Genomic DNA, 18,435 nt, shown 5'->3' with positions numbered 1-18,435 from the left:
GCGGCACTCACATGTGCCGCGCCGTCCACGGGCCCCGGGGCACCGCTAGGAGGTGGTGATGCCCTCGCCGCCGACCGCGGTCGGCACGGTGACCGAGCCGACCTCGGTGAGCGCCGCGCCGGGGCCCACCTGGAACTCGTCCACAATTCCGGCAGCGCCGGTCTGGACGTAGAGGAAGCGCCCGTCCGGCGTGACGGCCGCATCGACCGTCCCGGCATCCGTCGGCGTCGTCGCGCTCAGCGAAAGCCCGCCGGGGGTGTCGAGCAGGGTGCTCTCGCTGCCGCTCCCGGCATTGCCGGCGAACAGCACCGAGCCATCGGCTGCCAGCCAGCAGGTTGCCTCCTGGCCGGTGGCGACGCTCGCGGTCTGGGTGAGCGTGCCGTCCCAGTTGAGCTTGAAGGTCGCAACCGCGTTGAGTCCGGCCTCGGCGACGGCGACCTGGCCATCGCCCTCGAACGCCAGCGCAAACGGGACCGCGCCCGGCTCGCTGTTGATGACCGGCTGCGCTGCCAGCTGACCGAACCGACCTACCGCGAACACGTCGATGGCGTTGGTGTTGTTCTTGGTACTCACCAGCAGGTCGTTGCCGGATGGCGTGAACGCGACCTGCCCGGGGGTGTTCACGAACTGCGGTGTGGCGTTCGGGTCCAGGCCGAGCGCCCGGGTCGAGCCCGGGATCGGGTTCAGGTGCTGACCGTCGAGGTAAAAGCCGGATACGTTGCCGCCGCTCAGCGCGTTCAGCACGTAGACGAGGCCGCCGTGCACGGTGATGCTGACCGGGAAGCTGCCGCCGGACGGAATCACCTGGCGCAGCTGCAGCTCGGTGCCGCGCACGTTGAAAAGGGAGACCGTGTTGCTGCCGGCGTTGACCGCGAACAGCAGGTGCGCTGCCGCGTCGTACTGGAGGGATCCCTGCGAGGCCAGGTGGTCGACCACCGAACCGGTGAGCTGGCCCCCGTCGCCGCCGGTGGCGTAGGTACCGGCCGCGACGAGCTGGCCGCCCTGCTCCCGCGCGTAGACGCTCACGGTGTTACCCGTGCTCGCGTCGCTCTGCACGAACACGGCGGGGGAGTTGGATCTGCCCCAGGCGTCGTGCGCGCGGTGTGTCGCGGCCAGCGCCGAGCCGGCCCCCAGACTGAGGGTGAGCGCGCCCGTGGCCATGACCACGGCGCCCAGCTTGCTCTTGATCTGCATAGAGTTTCCTTCCGACGTTGTTTTGCCTTCCATCGGTTGGTCTCCGGAGCGGCCGATCCGTTACATGCGAAGCTCTCGGCCCGTGTGCCGCGGCGAGCGTTGAAGCGTCGAACCGCAGCTCCGACTCTGATATATAAGTTATATGAGCAGCCCTAGCACGCCCCTTCCAGCCTCCCAGAGCATCGTCATCATCGGTGCCGGGATCGTCGGCAACAGCCTCGCCTACCACCTCACCCGCCTCGGCGAGCACGACATCACCCTGATCGACAAGGGGCCGCTGCCCAACCCCGGCGGGTCCACCGGCCACGCCTCAAACTTCATCTTCCCGGTCGACCACTCCAAGGAGATGACGCAGCTGACGCTCGAGAGCCTGCGTCAGTACAAGGACCTGGACGTCTTCATCCAGAGCGGCGGCATCGAGGTCGCACGCACCCCCGAGCGCATGCAGGAGCTCCAGCGCCGCGTCTCCTCCGCCATCTCCTGGGGGATCGAGCCCGTGTCGATCATCACCCCCGAGGAGATCAGGGAGCTCGTCCCGTTCATCAACGAGAAGCTGCTGCTCGGCGGCTTCTACACGCCCGGCGCGGGCGTCGTTGACTCGCTGCGGGCGGCAACGATCATGCGCGAGCGCGCCCAGGCGGCCGGCCTCACGGTGTCCGCCAACACCGAGGTGATCGGCTTTGACGTAGAGCACGGGCGCATCCGCCGCGTGCGCACCACCCGCGGTGACATCGAGGCGCAGCGGGTCGTGATCGCGACCGGCTGCTGGAGCCCCAAGCTCGCGCGCATGGCCGGCGCCTGCATCCCGATCGCCCCGTCGGTCCATCAGATGATCGACATCGGCCCCGTGCCACGCTTCGCCAACGCCAAGGGCATGATCGAGTTCCCGATCGTCCGTGACGTCGACACCAACATGTACGAGCGCCAGGAGGGCACCGGGCTCGAGATCGGCTCCTACGCCCACCGCCCGATCATGATGGAGGCCGAAGACATCCCCTCGATCGAGGCATCGGCGCTCTCACCGACCGAGCTGCCCTTCACCCAGGGCGACTTTGATCCACAGATGGAGATCGCCCTGGAGCTGATGCCGGAGATCGTCGGCGACGAGTCCGTCGGCGTGAAGTACGCGATCAACGGCCTGCTCTCGGTCACCTACGACGGGCTGCCGCTGCTCGGCGAGACACCGGAGGTCAGGGGCCTGTGGTCGGCGGCGGCGATCTGGATCAAGGAGGGCCCGGGCGCCGGCAAGACGGTCGCCGAGCTGATGGTCCACGGCGAATCAGAGATCGACGTCTTTGAGTCAAACATCGCCCGCGCCTACCCGTCGATGAAGACCCGCCAGCACGTGTTCGCGCGTGCCGGCGAGGGCTTCAACAAGATGTACGGGATCGTGCACCCCAGCGAGCAGTGGGAGACAGACCGCGGCGTGCGCCTCTCACCCTTCAACGAGCGCGAGCGCGCGCTCGGCGCGGTCTTCTACGAGGCCGCAGGCTGGGAGCGTCCCGCCTGGTACCAGTCAAACGCCGGCCTGCTTGACGAGTACGGTGACCGCGTCAGCCGCCGCGAGTCCGAGTGGGAGGCGCGCTGGTGGTCGCCGATCATCAACGCCGAGCACCTGGCGATGCGCGACCGCGCCGCCATCGTGGACCTGACCGCCTTTGCGATCTTCGACGTCGGCGGCCCGGGCGCGCTGGATGCCGTGCAGCGCGTGGCGATGCGCCAGATGGACGTGCCGGTCGGCCGTGTCGTCTACACGCCGCTGCTCACGCCGAGCGGCACCTTCAAGCAGGACCTGACGATCATGCGCATGGCAGACGATGTCTTCCGCGTGGTCACCGGCGGTGCCTACGGCATGTCGGACCTCAAGTGGTTCAAGGATCACCTGCCGCAGGATGGCTCCGCCCAGGTGCACGACCAGACCAGCGCGATCACCACCCTCGGCCTCTGGGGCCCGCGGGCGCGCGACATCCTCGCGAGCATCGCCCGCGGCGACGTCTCCCACGAGGGCTTCCCGTTTGCCAACTGGCGCGCGCTCGAGCTCGGTCCGCTCGAGGTGATCGCCTCGCGCATCTCCTATGTCGGCGACCTCGGCTGGGAGCTCTACGTGCCGATCGAGCAGGGCCAGCGCCTCTGGGACCTGCTGTTTGAGGCAGGCCGGGAGCACGGGCTGATCGCCGCCGGCAGCGGCGTCTACGGCACCACCGGGCGCCTGGAGAAGGGCTACCGCGCCTACGGCGCCGAGCTCGACGGCGAGTACAACGTGGTCGAGGCGGGCATGGCCTGGGGTGCCGTCAAGGAGCAGGACTTCATCGGCAAGGCCGCACATGTGGCCCACCGCCAAGAGGAGCCCGCCGCCGTCATGTGCACGCTCACCGTCGACGATCACACCTCCGCCTCCGGCGTCAAGCGCTACATGCTCGGCAAGGAGCCGATCCTCACGCTGGACGGCCAGCCGATCACCGACCGCAAGAGCAGGCGCTCATATGTGACAAGCGCGGGCTCCGGGCCGTCGCTTGGCAAGTACATCCTGATGAGCTACCTGCCGCCCGAGCACGCCAAGCTCGGCGAGCGGCTGCTGGTTCAGTACATGGGCGAGCGCTACCCGGTCACGGTCGCAAGCATCGACGCGACCGCGCTCTTTGACCCCTACAACAGCCGCATCCGGAGCTAGCCGCACATGCACGTCTACGCATGTGTCAAACGCGTGCCGATGACCGGCGGGCAGATCACGCTGACCGACGATCAGCGCGCGATCTCCACCAGGCACCTCGGGTTCACCGTCAGCCCGCACGAGGAGTGCGCGGTGGAGGAGGCGGTGCAGATCGTCGAGCGCGAGGGCGGCTCGGTGACGGTGCTGACGCTCGGCCCGGCCGAGTCCGAGGAGCAGCTGCGCGACATGATGGCGATCGGCGCCGACCAGGCCGTGCACCTGGTGAGTGACGGCGAGGAGTGGGACCCGCAGGCCACCGCGGCGGCGATCGTCGCGGCGATCCGCTCAGACCCGCAGCCACCCGACCTGATCCTGTTCGGCAACGAGTCAGCCGACGCCGGTAACTACCAGGTGGCCGTGCGCGTGGCACACCAGCTCGGGCTGCCGTGCGTGACCGGCGTCAAGGCGATCAACATAAGCGGCGGGCGCGCCCGCTGCGAGCAGGAGGTTCCCGGCGGCCGTGACGTCTACGACGCACCGCTGCCCGCCGTGGTCGCCGTCAAGGAGGGCATCAACCTGCCGCGCTACCCCTCGGTGCCGGGCCGGCTGCGCGCCAAGCGCAAGCCGCTTGCGGCCTCGCAACCGCAGCGCCCACCGGCGCGGCTCGAGATGCTGCGCCTCGAGCTGCCGCCCGAGGCCGGCAAGCAGGTGCGGATCCTTGGGCAGGGGCCCGACGCCGCCCCGGCGGTCGTCGAGATCCTGTCCGAGCTGGGGGTGCTCTAGATGAGCGTGCTGGTTTTGATGGAGGGTGCAGACGACGAACTCTCGCTGCAGGCGCTGACCTTCGCACGCGAGCTCGCGCAGGCCAGCGGTGACGGTGCCGAGCCGTCGGCGTTCACGATCGACGGGCCCTACGCCCCCGCCGCCTTCGGCCAGACGGTCGCCGACCTGATCGGCGCCCGCGCCCCGCGCGCCGTGATCGCACCCGGCTCTGAGCGCGGCAACGAGGTGATGGCGCACGCCGCCGCGATCCTCGACGAGCCGCTTTCGGCCAACACGACCGCGTTTGAGCCCGGTGACCCGCCCACGGTCACGCGCGTGCGCTGGGGCGGGAGCCTGCTCGAGCAGGCGCTGCTGCGCGCACGCACGCTGCTGATCACGGTCGCGCCACACGCCGTCGCGGCGCAGGCCCCCGGCGTCATGCCCGAGGCCGTGCCGGCCTCCGGTCACGCTCTGGCGCTCGCGCCGACCGAGCGGGTCGGCGCGAGCAGTGGCGGCGTCACACTGGAGGAGGCGAGCGTCGTGGTCTCCGGCGGGCGCGGTGTCGGCTCGGCCGAGGGCTTTGCGATCATCGAGGAGCTCGCCGGGCTTTTGCACGGCGCCGTCGGCTGCTCGCGCGCGGTTACCTCCGCGGGTTGGCGCCCGCACACCGACCAGGTCGGCCAGACCGGCACCAAGGTCGCCCCGGAGCTCTACATCGCCTGCGGGATCAGCGGTGCCACCCAGCACATGGCCGGCTGCAAGGGTGCAAAGAAGCTGTTGGCGATCAACGCAGACGGCGAGGCGTCGATCTTCGCGCACGCCGATTACGGCGTGGTCGGCGATCTGCACGCGGTGCTGCCCGGGATCGCCGCCGAGATCCGGAAGGCGAGGGGCGCATAGTCTCGCCGTATGAGGCTGTTGCGCTGGCGGCGGCGCTCGGTGTCAGCGGCACGCTGGCGGGACGGCGCGCGGCACGCCTGACCGCGCTCGTGCGCGCCGCCAAGCCGAGCGACCGCTCAGGCGATGACGCGGCCCGGGCGCGCAACGAGCTGACGATCGTGCTCGGCCAGCGCAAGCTGCTTCAGCGCTTCTGGCCGGGGCTGATGCACGCCTTCGTCTTCTGGGGATTTCTGGTTCTGGCGCCGTCGATCCTGATCGCGATGATCGGTATCGTCGACCGCCACCAGACGCTGCCGTGGCTGGGCGCGCAGGGCTGGTACGCGCTGATGGTCGACGTCTTCTGCGTGCTGGTGGCGCTCGGAGTCGCCTCCGCCTTCTACGTGCGCAAGGTCGTTCGGCCCAAGCGTTTCGAGGGCAGCCACAAGGGCGAGGCCGACCTGATCCTCGCGATGATCGCGGTGATCGTGATCTCGCTGCTGCTCTGGCACGCGTCCCGTATCGCCCTGGGGTTGAACGAGTGGCCCGCCGGCTGGTCGCCGGTCTCGCGGCTGCTCTCGCACCTCTTTGCACGCGATGAGACGGCGCGCGTGTTGGAGCGCGTCTTCGTCTGGATCCACGTCGGCACGATCCTCGCCTTCCTCGCCTACCTGCCCTACTCAAAGCACCTGCACATCGCCACCGCGGCGATCAACGTCTGGTTCGGCCGCACGGCCGCCCGCGGACGCCTTGAGCCGTTGCGCTTTGAGCCGGCGGAGGGCGAGCGCGAGGAGGACCTGCGTTTCGGCGCCGGCACCGCCGCCGACCTGACCTGGAAGGAGGTGCTCGACACATTCTCCTGCACCGAGTGCGGCCGCTGTCAGGATGTCTGCCCCGCCAACCAGACGGGCAAGCTGCTCTCGCCCAAGCTCGTGATCATGGGGCTGCGCGACCAGCTCTTTGACAGCGCCGACGGCGCCCGCGAGGCGGCGCTGGTACCTGGCGCCGTGCCGGAGGAGTCGGTCTGGGACTGCGTCACCTGCGGTGCCTGCATCCAGGCCTGCCCGGTCTCGATCGAGCACATCGACCACATCGTCGACCTGCGCCGTCACCTGGTGATGGTGGAGTCACGCTTCCCGTCTGAGGCCGAGCCGATGCTGCGTGACGTCGAGCGCTCCGGCAATCCCTGGGGCCACCAGCAGGCCCAGCGCGCCGATTGGGCTTCAGGGCTCGGGGTGCGGGTGCTCGAGCCCGGCGAGCCCGCGCCCGAGTACCTCTACTGGGTCGGCTGCGCCTCGTCGTTCGATGAGCGTGCGCGGGCGACCGCCCAGGCGACGGCCCGGTTGCTGAGCGCCGCTGGTGTCGACTTCGCGATCCTCGGGCCGCGCGAGTCCTGCACCGGTGACCCGGCCAGGCGCATGGGTAACGAGTACGTCTTTCAGGCGCTGGCCGAGCAGAACGTGCAGACGCTCAACGACGCCGGGATCCACAAGATCATCGCCAACTGCCCGCACTGCTTCAACACGCTGACCAACGAGTACCCCGACTTCGGTGGCAACTACGAGGTCGTGCACCACTCCGAGCTGCTCGCGCGCCTGGTCGCCGACGGGCGTCTGGCGCCCGCGCGCGACGAGGCGCTGATGGTCACCTACCACGACTCCTGCTACCTCGCGCGCCACAACGACGTGCTCGAGGCGCCCCGGGCGCTGGTCGGCGCGGTTGGCACGCCGCTGCCGATGGCCCGTGCCGGGCGCGAGACCTTCTGCTGCGGCGCCGGCGGCGCGCACATGTGGATGGAGGAGCGCGCCCAGCCGATCAACGAGGAGCGTGTGCGCGAGGCCGCCGCGACCGGTGCGGGCACGCTCGCGGTCGCCTGCCCCTACTGCACGGTGATGCTCGACGATGGCGTGCAGTCGACCGGCGCCGGGCTGCGCGTCGCTGACGTCGCCACGCTGTTGGCCGAGGCGCTCGAGCCCACACCGGTGGGCGAGCGGCGCTGAGCGGGCGCCACCGCTGCGGCCACCTCGAGCAGCTCCGGCCAGTGCGGCGCGCCCGCGACACAGCGGGCAAAGAGCCACAGCTCAACCCGCCGCGGGTCCTGGCCGGTCAGCGCCGCCATCCGCTGACACAGCGCCCGCGGCTCGCGGCCGAAACGGGCGGCGCCATTGAGGATGTGCTGCAGCAGGTCGAAGCTGGGGTCACCGACGTAGGGTTTTGGGTCGACCATCAGCCACGGTTCGCGCTGGGCAGCGAGCACGTTCTCGGCGTGCAGGTCGGTGCACAGGAGCCGCTGCTCGGCGGCTTCGCGCGGCAGCGCCCTGAAGAGCTCGATCCCGGCGCGGATCAGGCCGGGGTCGAGCTGCTTGGCATCGTTACCCGCCTTGGCGCGATGGCCCTGCGCCCAGCGCTCGCAGCCCTCGGCCCACAGGTCACAGAGCGCCGACAGCGGCCGGAAGCTAGGCTGGGCGGGGGGCTCGATCCAGAGGCGCGTGAGCAGCCCGGCGATGACCTCGTCCTGGCGCCGCGGCGGCTCGTGCAGCAGCCAGCCCCCCGGTTTGCAGCGCTCGAGCAGCAGCACGCTCGTCTGGCGGTCAACCTGCTCGGCGTGATAGAGCCTGACGGCGCCCGTGCCCTGCCAGGCCACGAGCCCCGCAGCTTCGTCCTGCGCCTCCTCGTGGCGGCAGGCGAGCTTCAGCACCGCCTCGCCGTGGACGGCGCTTTGCACCGGGGCGACCCAGGCAGTCATCCCGCCAGGCTGAAACGGCGCCCCCACCCAGTCGAGCTCGAGCCGCTCGCGCGCGGCGGCAAACAGACCCGGTAGGGCCGCAAGCCACGCCTCGCGTCCGCGCGGCGGCGCGGAGGTTCTCCGGCAGCTCGAGCTCCATGCGGAGGTAACGATAGGGCCCGCGCTTGTGACCGGTGGGATACTTGGCGTGTGTTCGAGCGCTTCACCGAGCCGGCGCGCCAGGTCGTGGTGATGGCACAGACGCAGGCGCGCGAGCTCGGGCACAGCTACATCGGCACCGAGCACCTGCTGCTCGGCCTGTTGGGCGTCAGTGACGGGGCGGCGGCGCGCACGCTTGAGGCGCAAGGACTGTCACTCGAGCACGCCCGCGCCAGCGTGGTCGAGCTCGTCGGCCAGGGCGCAGAGGCGCCGGGCGGCCAGATCCCGTTCACCCCACGGGCCAAGAAGGTGCTCGAGCTGGCGCTGCGCGAAGCGCTGGCGCTCCATCACAACTACATCGGCACCGAGCACATCCTGCTTGGCCTGCTGCGCGAGCCCCAGGGGCCGGCGATCGAGATCCTCGGTGTCGCCGGCCTCACGCCGGAGCAGATCAGGAGCGAGGTGCTGCGTTTGCTGCCGCCTGGGGAGCGCGACCCACAGGGGCGCTCCGCCACCGCTCGGGCCGCGGCGCTGGCGACCGCGGCTCCGGGCTTCAGCGTCAGACCGAATCGAGGGTTGCGCCGGCTGCTGATGGCAGCCGCCGGGCGGGCGCTGGCAGATCAGCGGGAGGAGTTTGGTCTGGAAGACCTGCTCGCGGTGGTCGACGCCGCAGCGCCGGAGGCTGAGAACCGCTCGCCGGCCGAGCGCCCGGGCTCAGAAGCGCTCTAGCCTGTAGCTGAGCGACGGCGCGGAGATCGAGCCGGAGGCGGTGATCGGCAGGCTGGTCGTGTGGCCGCGGACCTGCAGCTCGAGCGTGCCGAGCCGCTGCCCGGCCTTGATCTGGCGTAGCTTGCCATCAGTCACAGCAGGCTCGAGCACCACTTTCGCGCTCACCTGCTCGCCGGGAACGGCAAGGATCGGTGGCGCGCCGCCAGTGCGCCCGACCGCCGTCTGCCCCCAGGGCGCGTGCAGCCTCACGACCGCCTCCCCCGGCGATACCGGCGAGACCTCGCGCACCGCTTTCACGGCGGCGCCCGCGAGCGTGGCACCCAGGTCGAGCGCATTCTGCAGTGCCTGTACTCCGGTGGCGCCGAGGATGGCGCCGACCACGGTCACGTTCCTGCCCTGGACGTGGTGGCTTGCGGCAAACACAAAGTTGCCCCCGGCCGCCGGTGTGGACCCGGTCTTGATCCCGATGATTCCGTCGCGGCCGAGCATGTCGTTGACGTTGTAGACGGTGCCCGCGGCTGGCAGGGTCACCTGTGCCATGGCGACGATCTGGCGCAGCACCGGGTTTGCCATCACGGCCTCGGCGAGCTTGACGAGGTCGGCGGCGGTGCTGACACTGGCCGGGTTCAGCCCAGACGGACCAGCCAGATGCGTGTGTGTCAGGCCGAGTGCCGCAGCCTCACTGTTCATTGCCTGCACGAACGCGCTGTGGCTCGTGTCAGACCAGTTGGCGAGCATCCTGGCGAGGTTGTCAGCCGATGGAATCAGCATCCCCTCAAGCGCCTGCAGCTCGGTCAGGTGCTCCCCGGCGGTGACCTTCACAACCGAATCGTGGTCACGGACGTCAATCTGATACTTGGTCGCATCGGCTGGGGTGATCGTGATCGTCGGCCCACTCTGGCCGAGCTTGAGCGGATGTTGCTTGAGCACAACCAGGGCCGTGAACAGCTTCGCGACACTCGCCAGAGACCTGGCCACATCCGTGCGGACGCCACCGAGCGTCCCGACGCCCTCGATCGCCACCGCCGCCGTCGCGTACTTGGGCCAGGGAAGCGCCGGCGGTGTACCGGGAATCGTGACGGCATTTGGGATCACCACGCTCGCCTTGATCGGCGGTGTCCCCCGCAACAACTGCACGACCACCAGGACCACGAGCACGAGCACGAGCCCAAGGACCCCAAGCAGCACGCGCGGACCCCATCCGCGGCCCGTCCGGGTGTTGTCGAGCTTCAGGTACTCAGGCACAGTCGCAGTATGCGATACCCAGGTGTGCGACCGCTTAATCCGCGTCCCTTGCACGGCCCCTTGCGGGGTGCCAGCCTTGACCCCACACGAGAGGGACTTTGGAGCGACCGGCCTCAGCCGCCGCCAGAAGTGGCGGATGCTCCGCCGGGGCGCTCGCTCGAGCTGTCGCCTGGGCCGCTCTGCGGCGCCTCCGTGCTCAGGCCGTGCGGCCAGGTGACGCTCGAGAAGAGCGCGCCCAGCTCTTCGAGCGCGCCCGGCGCCGCCGGCAGATCGCTCTTCAGACGCAATGCTCGGCCACCGGACACGGGGAGATAGATGTGCGCGTAGGTCAGGTGGCCGTAGACGTGCAGCGGCTCCGGCAGCTCCGCGACGAGGTGCACGTGCAGCTCTGGGTCGGCCTGCGCGAAGTCATCGACGGTCCACTGCGCGAGCGAGTCGGCGAAGCGCTGCGCATCCCTTACGAGGTCGAGGTTCGCGTGCTCAACCCGCCCAGCCTTGTAGACCCAACGGGCCACGGCCACGGGCGGCAGCAGCATGTGAAGGCCCGGCAGCGGAATCGACGACATCGGCGCGTCGCGGGTCGGACGGATTGCGAGCGCATCCCCAAAGAGGTACATCAGGACCGGCTCCTGGCGGGGACCGTGGAGATGGCTTGCCGGGATCAGCAGGTGCATGCCCATCACGTGCCCGACCAGCGCACGCTCACCTTTCAGGCCCGTATCGGCGATCTGCAGCGCCAGCGCCCGCGTTGCCTGTCCAAGCTCGGTCGCGCCGTGCCCCCCAGCCACCACCGCCGCAGCGGCGCCCTGTCGCAGGCCTCCAACCACGCGCCCGCGCAGACCCTCCGGGCGTTGCTCAGCGTCGGGCTCTGATCGTTGCTCGCTCACGGTGCTATCGGCCACTGGGTCCGTTCTGCGCCTGTCCGCCGCCGAGTCTAGTCCCGCGCAGCGTTTGTCAGCTACCGTTCTGGGCTGTGACGGATGGCGGATCGTCGATCGAGGCTGTGCGCCGGCTCCTGGCAACGCTGGTGGCGGCCAAACCACACGGGCGCATCGCCGAACTGGGGACCGCATATGGCGAGGGCGCAAGCGCCATGGTGGCCGCTCTCCCCTCGGATGCGACGTTCGTCACCGTCGAGAACGACCCCGAGCGCTTCCGGCTGGCGGCGCAGAGGCTCGCAGGCACGCGCGCCGAGATGGTGCTCGGCGACTGGCGCGAGCTGCTGCCCGAGCGCGGACCGTTCGACCTGGTCTTTCTCGACGCGGGCGACGCCGCCGAGTCCGCGGCGCTTGCCATCTCGATGCTCGCCCCCGGCGGCATCCTCGTCAAGGATGACCTCACGCCCGGCCGGACCAGTGACGGCGATCCTGTGCGTCAGGCGCTGCTCGGCGATCCACGCCTGCTCGCCTGCGAGATCCAGACCACCGCAAGCACCGCAGCGATCGTCGCGGTGCGCCGCAGCCCGTAACCAGCAGCACGCCGGATGGCGGCCGGCTGACAGTCACCGCTCCCCGCGCAGGGCCGGGATCCTGTAGGTGCCGCCCGGTTGCACTTCGATGCCGTGGGTCTCGATCTCGAATGCCGGGAACTGCTGGTCCAGCTTCTGGCTCGTAGAAAGGTTCTGCCACCGAGCATTACTCCTAAGTTCGCACGGGCCCCCGGAGCGCGATCCCATCGGCGACTCGTGGGAAAGGCCCGTCACCCGTCGTGCACGCTATGCGTGAACCCGTGCCGTGGCGTGAGCCTGCTCCGGGCGGATGCGCGCGAGCAGAGGAGCCTTCAGCAGGTCCAAGACCAGCGTCACGGCCAGCACTACGCCGATCATCACGCCGACATCGGCAAGGCTTATCGCCGACATCAGGATCCCGCGTGTGGCGAGGATCGCAACGATCACCAGATCAAGCGCGGTCGCCGCAAGCATCCAGCTGCTCGGTCGGGAAGCCCACAGGTGGCGGCGCTCGCGCACCAGGTACACGGTCGCCTGGCCCGTGGCCACCAGCATCACGAATACCAGCGTCTGGGTCTGCGCCAGCCCAAGCCCAAGTCCGTCGCGCCCGACAAAAAACGTGGCGAAGGAAATACCAAGCCACGGCACGGCGACAGCCAGCGCCACGAGCGAGAGCGACGGGACCGCCCACCGGTCCGGGCGTGAGGAGAAGCCGACGTTGTCGGTCGCCAGCGACATCGTTACAAAATCGTTGGCAAACAACAGCAGCAGCACCAGCCTGGGCGTGGTGACGAAACTGCCGGTGATCAGCAGGCCGAGTGCGAGAAACAGCGAGACCTGAAAGGTCTTCGCGATCTTGTTAAGCGTGTACGTCAGCATCCGCTGGTAGACCCGCCGGCCGTCGTGAACGGCCGCGACCACGTTGGACAAGCCGGGATCGGTGAGCACGATGCTGGCTGCATCCTTGGCTACGTCCGTGGCGCTGGCGACGGCAATCCCAACCTCCGCGCGCTTGAGCGCGGGCGCGTCGTTGACGCCGTCACCGGTCATCCCGACCACATGGCCAACGCGCTGTTCGCGCTCGACGAGCTTGAGCTTGTCCTCCGGCAGCACACCGGCGATGACGTCGAAGTCGAACTCGCTGGATCCGTGTTCCCGAAGTTCAGCCGCCGTCCCGAGCCGCTCCCCGATGCCCACCTCACGGGCAACCGCAAGCGCTGTGGGCGCGGAGTCACCCGTGACCATCACGACCCGGATACCGAGCTCGTGCAGGCGCTCGACCAGCGCCGCGGAGTCCGCACGCAACGGATCGCCAAGTGCGATCAAACCGGCAACCTCCAGCGCAGAGCTACCCGAGGCGACCGCCAGCACCCTCGCGCCACCGGCCGCAAGTTCTTCCAGGTCCGGATCGATACTCGCTGAGTCGGTGGCGAGTGCCGCGAGGACCTGGGGGGCGCCCTTCATCACATGAAGCGTTGCCCCGTTCGCAAGCAGCGTGGCTTCCGATCGCTTGATCGACGGATCAAACGGTACGAAGCCTGATCTGCTGCCAACCGCGGGGGCGCCCGCGGCCTGCGCAGCAGCGAGGATCGCGAGGTCGATCGGATCCTGCGTGGCTTCATCGGAGGCAGCCGCGGCCAACGCGAGCACGTCTGCCTCCCTCCGCTCACCATAGGGACGCACGGCAACTACCGACAGGCTGTTCTCGGTGATCGTTCCGGTTTTGTCGGTGCACAGCAGGTCCATCGCCGCGGCTTCCTCGATCGCCTGCAGGTGGGTGACGAGGACCCCGGCCCGCGCCAGCTCCACCGCTCCCAGCGAAGTGGCGAGCGTGAACGTGGCCGGCAGCGCCACGGGAACGGTGGCCACCACCAAAATCAGAACGAACGGCAGCAGCTCACTGGCCGGCAGGTGGTTGACAATCCCATAGGCGAGTACGGCCACGACCAGCGCTCCGTCCATCGCCAGAAGCGCCCAGACGATCTTGAAGATCGTCTCCTCCAAGTGGCTGGCGGTCTTGGCGTTGCGCATCAGCTCGGCAGTCCGTCCGAAGTACGTGTGGCTCCCGGTGGCCGTGACCTCACCGGACGCCTCCCCGCGACTGACGATCGCCCCCGTGTAGAGCGTCCCGCCCGCCCTGACCTCGACCGCAGCCGACTCGCCCGTGAGGACCGACTGGTCCACAGACACGACACCATCGGAGACAGTTATGTCGGCCGGGACGATGTCGCCTACACGCACGTGCACCAGATCACCTGGCACCAGCTCCTCTGAGTCGAGCAGCTCCCAGCGTCCATCCCGCCGCACCCGCGCCTGGAGCGCCAGGCGACTTCGCAGCAGCGCCAATGCGTCTCGCGCGCGCCCTTCCTGCACGAACGAGATCACCGCGTTGAAGATGACCAGACACGCGACGATCACCGCCTCGACGACCTTGCCCGCCGCCAGCTCGAGCACCACCGCAGCCTCGAGCAGCCAAGGGACCGGGCCCATGAGCTTCCCGACCAGCGCTCGCAGCAGGTGCGGACGCTCCTCTGGAAGCGCGTTGGGACCACAGCGCTCGAGTCGAGCGTGCGCCTCAGCTTTGGTCAGTCCGTCGCCGACCGACGAGTCGACGTGGGGGTCCAGGCTTCCCGCCGCAGACGCAGCTGCAGTCGGCTGAACGGATGATTCGCCGGGAACGCTCACGGCACCGAGCGAGTCTAGTGCGGCACACCGGCTGCCGTTCCCCCACCCTGAGCCCCCTACAGCCAAACTACCTCCGAGACGGTGGCCAGCGTGAGGTCTCCATAGAAGCTGCGGGTCAACTGCGGCTAACCTGGCGCGGCGCGGCGCCAGCACAGCAGCGCAGGCGGGCCTCCGCCGCACCATCGTAGACGATGCCACCCGCGCAATGGACTTCCCCCGGCGACACGTATGGCGACGGCGCCACGGCCGCCTCGCAACGAGCCCCATTGAGCGCGTGACGACGCCGTCGCGACCGCCGTGCGGGACCAAGCTGGCCCGCTCGCGTATCTAGGCGTTCACGGGTTTGGGCTCCGTGGCCGGTGAGGACTGGCGGAATCGGGTGGCCGCTTGGCGTGACGGATCCAAAACGCGCCCTTCGCCACCACCACCAGCGTCATCCGCGAGGTCCGAAGCACAAACGTTTTCAACAGCCAACAAACCGGACGAACAGCGCGACACCACCACGACACGCCCCACCGGACAGTCCCGCCAGCCGTCCAGACTCCTTTTGGCCCCAACCTTTGCATACCGCAAAGGCGGACGCGAAGACCTGAGGAGTGGAGCTAGCCGGAATCGAACCGGCGACCTCCTGGGTGCGATCCAGGCGCTCTCCCATCTGAGCTATAGCCCCGCGCTAAGCCCCAGCATAGCGGTGCGGCCAGCCACCGAGCGCGTGCTAGCACCGTTGTCCAGGCTGGGTCGACCAAGTGCATGCGCAAGTCATGCACGGGGTTTTGTCTGTCTCCGCGGGTCCGCGGACCGACAGAGACAGTCAGCTGTTCGCACGCGATCGCGCACGAAGGCAGCTTTGCAGTCGCGACGCGCCTGACTCGGTACCCTTACTTGCATGGGTCTGCTGGACGACGCGATCCGCGAGCACCTCGACCTCAAGCGCGCTCGCGGAGGTGATCCCGCCGAAATCGAACGACTGGAGCGCGAAGCGCTCGGTCCCGTACGACGTGAGCCGCCGTTGTCCCAAGCGTATTTCGTCGGGTCTCGAGAGGCGCGGAGCGAGTTCTTCGACCCCGCTGTTCACCAGGAGGACCACCTCACGGACCTCGAAGAGCTCCAAGAACACGGCTACCACGACAGCACCGCACCGCATCTGCACGAACATCATCACGATGCCGTGGCGGGAATCGGAGAGTTCCCGGACGCGCAGAGCGGATGGATGCCCGAGCGTTCAGATGACCGAGTAACGCGGCCGCCTAGCGATGAGCGGCCGCGACGACGTTTCCTCAACCTTGGTCGACATGGAGCAGAGCGCCGTCCGGACGGAGATCACGGCCCCGAAGCCGAGCCCCTCCACTACTCAGACCAAGTGGAAGGCGTCGGCCGTCTATTCGATCAGCACGGTGGGTCGGAAGATCTCAGCGAGGGGGCTTACCCCAGCCAAGAGTCAACACCGCCGGCAGGGGGCATGCCGCCGCAATTGCAATTTGAGCATCCACCCAAACGCCCCACCTTCGCGGCGGATCCGTCCGCGGAGATGGGCTCTGACACCTCTGGAGACGGTTGGGCGGGCTCAAGCGAGCCTTCCCCGGCAGGGTCCCGTGTCCCAGACGATCTGGCGGATGGGGCGCCGGCAGACCGTGGCGCGACCACCCTGCCACCGTCTGTTGACGACACGCAGGAGACGACTGAGTTCGAGGTTGGGGTCCAGCACGAAGACGCCGACACCACGCAGGAGGACGTCCTAGAAGAGACGCCGGACTTCCTTCAGGACACTCCTGAGCACGACCGTCTCTGGTTTGAGCAGCGACCTCCCAAGGACTTCGACTTCAACGGCTGATGCCCACTGAACGAGCCGACCGTAGAACCACCGGCGACTCCATCTGTCTCTAAACTCGCTCTGGAAGGGGCCATAGCTCAGCTGGGAGAGCGCCTGCTTTGCACGCAGGAGGTCAGCGGTTCGATCCCGCTTGGCTCCATTCCCGAAACACCTGGTAACGGGACGGTTTCTTGGCGTTTGCGAGCGCGAGCACCGTTTGTGACGCCATTTGGCTACCACGGTTGGCTACCAAACCGAAGTGTTTGTTGACGCGCAAGGTCGGGCTTGCTCTGCGATGCGGCCCGTGGCTGGCCGACCACGCACCAAGATCGGCGGTCGCTCGCTGAGTGGACGCTCATCCCCGTAGATGCCACGGTCGCGCTCCTAATCCCAAGGTTGCAGGTTCGATTCCTGCACGGCCACTCGAAGAAGCCCAGCTAATGCGATGCTTTTGAGTTTATGAATCGGGTCTCGCTGGCGCGATATCGGTCAGCGAGTACCGCGCGCGAGTACCAAATTGTCGTCGAGGGCAGTCGGCGTGGTCGGACCGCACGGTGGCGGTTGCGTGCCAGGCGTGGACGGGCGCTGGGCGGTCGTGCTGCCGGATCATTTGTTGCGGCGCCTACCGGCGTGTGCGCCGCCGGATCGCTTTGCGTGCTGCCAAGGTCGCGCCGACCAGGGACCCGACGACGGCGCCGACGATCGCGGCTGGTAAGCCGAGTTCGGCGGCTGCAAACCACGCGGTCGGTGCGTAGACGGTGAGGCCGACAATCAGGCCGGTGACCGTACCAGCGGTTCCCATGAGTGCCGCTCCCGCGAGCGTGTAGTCCCCGACGTTTGGGTTGGCCGGCCGCCACGATCGCAGGTATCTGTACAGAGGCTTCACGTTTCACGCCCTGTGCGCCTGGAAGCCTACCGGCACACGCCGGCAGTCGGAGGGTTCCGTTGTTTGAAGTCCGCTCGTCTGACGGCCTTTTCGACGAGGGCGAGCGATAGCGAGGTGTCGATGGTCTCACTTGCGGCCGGCCCCGCGAAGAGCGAGCTGTTAGCCGGCCCGCTCGGCGGCGTGCTCGCCTGCGTGGCCGCGGTGGTGTTGATTGCGGGGCATTGTGCGGCGAGTGAGACGACTGGTGTTGCCTATGGGCCGTCGGGCGCGATCAACGGCGACAGCTACCGCATGCGCGCCCACAGCGACGCCAGCAACGCACTCCGACCCGCGATCACAGGTGGGGAAAAACCATGATCACACCTGGGGAGATCTCGTGATCCTTGACACCCACGACTGGATCCCGGTCGTCACCCGCCGGTTCGGCCGGGGCGGCTTGGCGCGCTCCGCCGGGTTGCGTTGAAGAAGTTCAGAGTCGACCGCGTCCGACAGTGCCTTGTGGACGATCGTGTGGATGTAGCTGATCGTCTTGGCGCTCAGCGCATCCCGCTCTGACGTGGGGGAGGCGAGGTTGGCGTAGAGCGTGTTCAGCATCACCGGCGTGATCTGCTGCAGCGGCTTCCCGCCGAGTACCGGAAGGACATGCATCTCCAAGTTCCGGCGATAGGAGTGGAGGGTGCTGGGCTTGATCCGCGTGGCCATCACAGGGAGCCAGCCGGCGATCGCCCATTCTGAGAGGCTCGTGCGGCTCGGGGAGATATAGCTGCCGGAGTGCAGCTGGTCGACGAGCTTGGCGCGAGCGGTCTCTGCGTCTCGTTTGGTGCGGAAGCTGCCATGCCACTTCTGCCGACGCCGACCGTCGTGGTCGACGCCCTCGTCGAGCACCACATACCAGAGCGTGCGCTCCTTGCCCGACTTATCCATCCGGACGCGCTTGTGGATGTGCCCCTGCATCAGACCGCTCCCAGGAAGCTGAGGTGTGCGGGAACCGGGACCAGCAGCCGACGGCCGAGTCGGCGAGTCGGCAGCTCGCCGCGACGGGCCGCGTCGTACGCGGCGGTGCGGCCAACTCCGAGCACCTGAGCGGCCTGCTCAACGTGATGGTTGCCTTGCCCTCGAGCTGTCCGAGGGAGAACGGCGTAGCCTGCGTCATGTCGGGACCTCCTTGGGGTACCGGCCGCGCCCCGGGGTGTTCCACCACCGCCGGGGCCAGCTATTGATCTTGCCTACGTACGTAGGCTATCGCTTGGCTCGGACGGACCCGCCT

Annotated in this window: 15 protein-coding genes, 2 tRNA genes and 1 pseudogene; 9 read left to right on the top strand and 9 right to left on the bottom strand. The window is 68.6% G+C overall.

The genetic code is table 11. From position 1 onward, the window contains the following. Positions 1-45: 45 nt before the first annotated feature. The gene (locus M3M54_RS13205) at positions 46-1,194 is read right to left on the bottom strand and encodes a beta-propeller fold lactonase family protein (protein WP_249019505.1); all 1,149 of its coding nucleotides are present in this window, start codon (positions 1,192-1,194) and stop codon (positions 46-48) included. A gap of 142 nt (positions 1,195-1,336) precedes the next feature. On the opposite strand from M3M54_RS13205, the gene M3M54_RS13200 reads away from it, so the two are divergent. The 4 genes and pseudogenes from M3M54_RS13200 to M3M54_RS13185 all read left to right on the top strand — a co-directional run. Continuing rightward, entirely contained in the window at positions 1,337-3,865 is a 2,529-nt protein-coding gene (locus M3M54_RS13200) for an FAD-dependent oxidoreductase (RefSeq protein ID WP_249019504.1), read from the top strand. A gap of 6 nt (positions 3,866-3,871) precedes the next feature. After that, complete coding sequence (locus M3M54_RS13195; RefSeq protein WP_249019503.1) at positions 3,872-4,627, top strand: electron transfer flavoprotein subunit beta/FixA family protein; 756 nt, start codon at positions 3,872-3,874, stop codon at positions 4,625-4,627. After that, positions 4,628-5,506, top strand: a complete 879-nt coding sequence (locus M3M54_RS13190) for an electron transfer flavoprotein subunit alpha/FixB family protein (RefSeq protein WP_249019502.1) — start codon at positions 4,628-4,630, stop codon at positions 5,504-5,506. It begins immediately after the preceding gene. Between the two features lie 203 nt (positions 5,507-5,709). Then, positions 5,710-7,323 (top strand): annotated as a pseudogene (locus M3M54_RS13185) ((Fe-S)-binding protein); the annotation flags it as partial. Positions 7,324-7,361: 38 nt separating this feature from the next. On the opposite strand, the gene M3M54_RS13180 reads toward M3M54_RS13185, so the two are convergent. Further along, entirely contained in the window at positions 7,362-8,228 is an 867-nt protein-coding gene (locus tag M3M54_RS13180; protein ID WP_249019501.1) for an aminoglycoside phosphotransferase family protein, read from the bottom strand. A 189-nt stretch (positions 8,229-8,417) separates the two neighbouring features. Here M3M54_RS13180 and M3M54_RS16810 point away from each other — a divergent pair, with 189 nt between their 5' ends. After that, positions 8,418-9,095: a Clp protease N-terminal domain-containing protein gene (locus tag M3M54_RS16810; protein ID WP_305883082.1), complete on the top strand. Its 678-nt coding sequence runs from the start codon at positions 8,418-8,420 to the stop codon at positions 9,093-9,095. On the opposite strand, the gene M3M54_RS13170 is transcribed toward M3M54_RS16810, so the two are convergent. Together M3M54_RS13170 and M3M54_RS13165 are read right to left on the bottom strand one after the other, a co-directional pair. Beyond that, positions 9,081-10,340 carry a D-alanyl-D-alanine carboxypeptidase family protein gene (locus M3M54_RS13170; protein WP_249019500.1) on the bottom strand — a complete coding sequence of 420 codons (1,260 nt, stop codon included), beginning with the start codon at positions 10,338-10,340 and terminating at the stop codon, positions 9,081-9,083. The two genes, M3M54_RS16810 and M3M54_RS13170, sit on opposite strands and share 15 nt — an antisense overlap. A gap of 113 nt (positions 10,341-10,453) precedes the next feature. Continuing rightward, positions 10,454-11,227: a hypothetical protein gene (locus M3M54_RS13165; RefSeq protein ID WP_249019499.1), complete on the bottom strand. Its 774-nt coding sequence runs from the start codon at positions 11,225-11,227 to the stop codon at positions 10,454-10,456. An 86-nt stretch (positions 11,228-11,313) separates the two neighbouring features. Between M3M54_RS13165 and M3M54_RS13160 the strand changes: the two genes are divergently transcribed. Beyond that, complete coding sequence (locus M3M54_RS13160) at positions 11,314-11,808, top strand: O-methyltransferase (RefSeq protein ID WP_249019498.1); 495 nt, start codon at positions 11,314-11,316, stop codon at positions 11,806-11,808. Positions 11,809-12,054: 246 nt separating this feature from the next. On the opposite strand, the gene M3M54_RS13155 is transcribed toward M3M54_RS13160, so the two are convergent. Beyond that, positions 12,055-14,472: a plasma-membrane proton-efflux P-type ATPase gene (locus tag M3M54_RS13155; RefSeq protein ID WP_249019497.1), complete on the bottom strand. Its 2,418-nt coding sequence runs from the start codon at positions 14,470-14,472 to the stop codon at positions 12,055-12,057. A gap of 597 nt (positions 14,473-15,069) precedes the next feature. After that, positions 15,070-15,142: transfer RNA gene (locus tag M3M54_RS13150), tRNA-Ala, on the bottom strand. Positions 15,143-15,358: 216 nt separating this feature from the next. Here M3M54_RS13150 and M3M54_RS13145 point away from each other — a divergent pair. Together M3M54_RS13145 and M3M54_RS13140 are read left to right on the top strand one after the other, a co-directional pair. Then, a complete protein-coding gene (locus tag M3M54_RS13145) occupies positions 15,359-16,303 on the top strand; it encodes a hypothetical protein (protein WP_249019496.1) in 945 nt (314 codons plus the stop codon). A gap of 66 nt (positions 16,304-16,369) precedes the next feature. Then, positions 16,370-16,442, top strand: a tRNA-Ala gene (locus M3M54_RS13140). Between the two features lie 462 nt (positions 16,443-16,904). On the opposite strand, the gene M3M54_RS13135 is transcribed toward M3M54_RS13140, so the two are convergent. Continuing rightward, positions 16,905-17,084, bottom strand: coding sequence for a hypothetical protein (locus M3M54_RS13135; RefSeq protein WP_249019495.1), 180 nt, complete (start codon positions 17,082-17,084; stop codon positions 16,905-16,907). Positions 17,085-17,288: 204 nt separating this feature from the next. On the opposite strand from M3M54_RS13135, the gene M3M54_RS13130 reads away from it, so the two are divergent. Continuing rightward, a complete protein-coding gene (locus M3M54_RS13130; RefSeq protein WP_249019494.1) occupies positions 17,289-17,525 on the top strand; it encodes a hypothetical protein in 237 nt (78 codons plus the stop codon). Here the strand turns inward: M3M54_RS13130 and M3M54_RS13125 are convergent, their stop codons facing one another. Both M3M54_RS13125 and M3M54_RS17035 read right to left on the bottom strand, forming a co-directional pair. Further along, positions 17,526-18,122 carry an Arm DNA-binding domain-containing protein gene (locus tag M3M54_RS13125; RefSeq protein WP_249019493.1) on the bottom strand — a complete coding sequence of 199 codons (597 nt, stop codon included), beginning with the start codon at positions 18,120-18,122 and terminating at the stop codon, positions 17,526-17,528. Next, entirely contained in the window at positions 18,122-18,385 is a 264-nt protein-coding gene (locus tag M3M54_RS17035) for a helix-turn-helix domain-containing protein (RefSeq protein ID WP_371878673.1), read from the bottom strand. The genes M3M54_RS13125 and M3M54_RS17035 overlap by 1 nt, the downstream gene beginning before the upstream one ends. Between the last annotated feature and the right edge of the window lie 50 nt (positions 18,386-18,435).

Origin of the sequence: Conexibacter sp. S30A1 (assembly GCF_023330665.1) — a bacterium.
Classification (GTDB): domain Bacteria; phylum Actinomycetota; class Thermoleophilia; order Solirubrobacterales; family Solirubrobacteraceae; genus Palsa-465.
Note: the sequence above shows the minus strand (reverse complement) of the source record. Positions and strands in the feature narration are given on the sequence as shown.